The sequence below is a fragment of the Erwinia sp. Eh17-17 genome (assembly GCF_039675725.1).
GTDB lineage: Bacteria > Pseudomonadota > Gammaproteobacteria > Enterobacterales > Enterobacteriaceae > Erwinia.
This window is the reverse complement of record NZ_JBDFQT010000020.1, coordinates 1-3,881: the sequence shown is the minus strand read 5'-3', so window position 1 is coordinate 3,881 and position 3,881 is coordinate 1. Positions and strand designations below refer to the sequence as shown.

Sequence of the window (3,881 nt, the reverse complement as noted above, 5' to 3'; positions counted from 1 at the left end):
AAGCTGTATGCCATCCCGCATTTCCAGGTGGAAGGCATGGATATCAACCTGTCTCTGGTATCCCAGATGCCGAAAGCGAAAGCGTAAGGCGGGCGAACAGGGATGAAAATATATCGTCCGTTATGGAACGAGGGGGCGTTGCTGTCCCCTCAGCAGTTCCAGCAGCAGTCTGAATGGGAGTCCTTCCGCAGTGCAGGGGTGTCATCACTGACATCCCCATTTCCGTGGGGAACGGAAAAGGTCGAGCTGGATGAGGGGCTGCTATCATCCGGCCTGATCCAGGTACGACATCTGCGGCTTTGGCTCCCTGACGGTACACTGGTTGATACGCTTAGCAGCGATCTACCTCCTGAACCCCGTGAATTAAGTGCCATGGAGGGGAAGGATGCGGTGACCGTACTGCTGGCCCTTCCCCTGATGCAGGCAGGCATCACCAACGTACATCTTGACGCATCTGCCGCTGAACGTCCGCTGCGCTACCGTGAGGAGTGGGTCACCGTAGCGGATGCCTTCGGGCCAGAAGAAGAGTCGATGGCGGTGGCTCGCCACAACCTGGCGCTTCGCTTCGGGCATGAAAGCAACGAGTCATGGAAGACCTGCCCGGTTGCACGGCTGATCCGTGACGGCCAGAACGGGTGGCGTCAGGATCCGGACTTTATTGCGCCGCTGGCACTGTTTTCTGCCAGTGCTGCACTGTGCGAGCGTCTGGTGCTGTTAAACCGCCAGTTGCGCACCCGCCGTCAGCGTCTGATGTCGATGCGCCGTGAAAGTAACGAACGTCTGGCAGACTTTGCCGTGGCGGATGTGTCGCTTTTCTGGCTGCTTAATGCGCTGAACTCTCATGCACGGGTGCTAACCGAGTATGAGCGCTTCCCTTCGCGTCACCCCGAGCAGGTCTGGGCAGAGCTTGCCCGTCTGGCCGGCAGCATGCTGACGTTCTCGCTCGATCACGACCTGGACGCCATTCCCGGCTATGACCACGAAGAGCCGGGTAATTCTTTCCCGGCGCTGTTCGAACTAATTACCGGACTGCTGGAGGCCAGCCTGCCATCTCGAGTGATTGCCCTGCCGATGTCGCGCCCTGATGAACAGACCTGGAAAGCCTCGTTGCACGATCTGCGCCTGCGTGAAGAAGCAGATCTGTATCTATCAGTACGCTCTGATATTCCGGCCTGGCAGATTGCCGAACGTTTCCCTGACATGTGTAAAGCCGGTTCTCCGGACGATATCAATGCCATTTACGGCGTGTCGTTGAAGGGAATTCCACTGATTGCCGTCAGCCGGGTGCCCGCCGCATTACCGGTGCGGCTTGAGAACCAGTATTTTGCGCTGGATATGGAAAGTATGGCTGCCCGTAACATGCAGGAAGAGGGTGTGTGCATATTCTACGTGCCTTCTCTACTGGGTGCGCTGGAGCTTGAACTGTTTGCGGTGATGCGCTCATGAGAAAAGACCTCGATATCGATCAATTGCTGGAAGACACCTGGCTGACGGTCACTATGCTGCGCCAGGGGGCCGCGACCTCTGATGGGTACGCGCTCTATCAGAACTGCTGCCGTCAGGTGGACAACGTGCGTAAAGCGCTGCAAGGCGCGGGCTACGACGAGGCAAGCATCGGGCATATCTCTTATGCCCAGTGTGCATTGCTGGATGAAACCGTGATGAGCCGTAAGCCGCGCGATGCCGTGGAAGGGAACGATACCGTCCTGGATGAAGGGCAACGAGCCTGGCGCATGGCTCCCCTACAGGCAAAATATTTTGGTTCGTTACATGCTGGCGAAGCCATCTGGGACCGAATTACTGAAGTGTTGCGTCAGCCTGCCCCTGTTGAGGCCGTACTGGTGTGTTATCACCGCATACTCGCGCTGGGTTTTCAGGGGCTTTTCAGCGTGAAAACTGTCAGCCAGACGCAGCGTGATGATGCGCTCAAAGCGCTGAGCGAGCGGATACCTGCACTCAACTCGGGTCTGTCCCTGCTGGTTCACCGCACAGGGCGGCATCGCTACAGTCTGCTGCGTTCTGTCTGGTTCTGGACTGGATTTGCCATCGTACTGACGGGGCTGGTGTGGCTTGGCGGCCATCACTGGTTGCAAACGTTGCTGTCTTCTCAGTTACCGGAGCTGCGACGTTAATGCGTAAATCAGCGGTTATCTCTAACGTCTTACAGGTTGTGGCAGGCAGTGCAGCAATGCTGTGGTTGCTGTGGTACTTCGTGCCGGCCGCATTATGGGGCAGCCTGCTTTGTACGCTGGTGATTGTGTTGGTGGCATGCCGGATGCTGTGGTTGCGTTGTCGCCGACCTGCCGCCCCGAAGGACGGTGTGTCGGTAATGGAGCTGCCGCTTTCAGATGCGCAGGGGCCGATTGTTTTGGTCTGTGGCGATGGCCTGGATGCGTTATTCCCGAAGCAGCCACTACGCAAAACTGCGCAAGGCTGCTGGATTAAAGTGGATGATGTCAGCACGTTGGCTGATGTTGTCCGCTCCATCGGTTCATTTCATCCGCGACAGGTCGCGCAGCTCTGTGTGATGTATACCTGCCTGCCGGACGATCATCAGGATGAAGGCATGCTGCGCGCCTCGGTCAAAGATCTGCGTCAGCAAATTAGGAAGCTACATTCCTTGATCGGGTTTGAGCTGCCGGTGGTGCTGAGCGGTCAGTTTTCTGGTCCTGAAACGCCATGGGTCATCGTGCAAGGCAGCCAGGCGCTAGTCTGCCCGACCGATGAGTCAGTGCTTGACCTTGATGAGTGGCTACAGGCGGCACATAACGTCACCACTCTTCCGGTGCTGAGCCAGGCATTCGATTTTATCCGTGATGTGATCGTTGATGAGCTGATAAAAGCAGATCGGCTCTGCCCACCGCTTTTTCCATTTGCTGTGGCATTGCGCACGGGTACAGCAGTCAGTGATGGCGACTCACTGTGGTCTCAGCGACTGTTCACCCGCACATGCCTTCAGTTCAGCCGTACTGCTGGCCGCTATGAGCCTGGCGGACTTTTTGCCGATGCGCTGCTTCCGATGTTGTCACCCTTTACTCTGCCAGTACAGGACGGTAACGGCACGCGTAGAACTGTCTGGATCCTGTTGTTCTGTGCGCTGGCTGCTATCAGCTTCTCGGTCAAGAACAACCGTGATCTCATCCACCGTGTAGAGGTTAACCTGGCGCGCTGGTACGCCATCCCGATGAAGCACTACGCGCCCAAAGCACAGGCTCTCGCCTCTCTTAAGCAGGATGCTCTGCTGCTGGAACGCTGGCAGCGGCAGGGTGAACCCCTGAATCATTCGCTTGGACTCTATGTCGGGCAACGGTTATGGCTGGCTCTGCAACAGGCGATTGACACCTATATTCCGCCACCTCCGTCGCAGTCTCCTGTCATAGAGCAGGCACCTGAGACTATCCGCCTGGACAGCCTGTCGCTGTTTGACACCGGTAAAGCGGCGCTCAAGCCGGGTTCGCTGAAAATGCTGGTCAGCGCGCTGGTGGATGTCAAAGCCCGACCTGGATGGCTGATCGTGGTGGCCGGGCACACCGACAGCACCGGTAACCCGCAGGCTAACCAGCAGCTCTCGCTTAAACGAGCCGAAGCGGTACGCGACTGGATGCTGCAAACCAGCGACGTCTCACCAACCTGTTTTGCGGTGCAGGGCTATGGCGCAACGCGCCCGGTTGCAACCAACGATACCCCGGAAGGTCGCGCGTTAAACCGCCGGGTCGAAATCAGTCTGGTGCCGCAGGCGGATGCCTGCCTGGCACCAGCAATGCGAACGTCATCACAGGATGATGACACAACAGTAAGTTCTGATAAGGAGTAACACATGGCAATTCCAGTCTATCTGTGGCTGAAAGACGACGGCGGTGCGGATATCAAAGGTTCTGTGG

4 protein-coding genes and 1 pseudogene are annotated in these 3,881 nt (G+C 57.4%); all 5 read left to right on the top strand.

The annotated features are described in order from the left end of the window. A partial coding sequence (locus ABEH87_RS21525; protein WP_346579388.1) for a hypothetical protein occupies window positions 1-87 on the top strand: 87 nt, incomplete at its 5' end. A 15-nt stretch (window positions 88-102) separates the two neighbouring features. After that, the gene (tssK, locus tag ABEH87_RS21520) at window positions 103-1,446 is read left to right on the top strand and encodes a type VI secretion system baseplate subunit TssK (RefSeq protein WP_346579386.1); all 1,344 of its coding nucleotides are present in this window, start codon (window positions 103-105) and stop codon (window positions 1,444-1,446) included. Continuing rightward, entirely contained in the window at window positions 1,443-2,132 is a 690-nt protein-coding gene (gene tssL, locus ABEH87_RS21515) for a type VI secretion system protein TssL, short form (RefSeq protein WP_346579384.1), read from the top strand. The genes tssK and tssL overlap by 4 nt, the downstream gene beginning before the upstream one ends. Beyond that, on the top strand, window positions 2,132-3,814 hold the full coding sequence (locus ABEH87_RS21510) for an OmpA family protein (protein WP_346579382.1): 1,683 nt from the start codon (window positions 2,132-2,134) through the stop codon (window positions 3,812-3,814). Before tssL ends, ABEH87_RS21510 begins: the two co-directional genes overlap by 1 nt. 3 nt (window positions 3,815-3,817) lie before the next feature. Further along, a pseudogene (locus tag ABEH87_RS21505) lies at window positions 3,818-3,881 on the top strand (type VI secretion system tube protein Hcp); the annotation flags it as partial.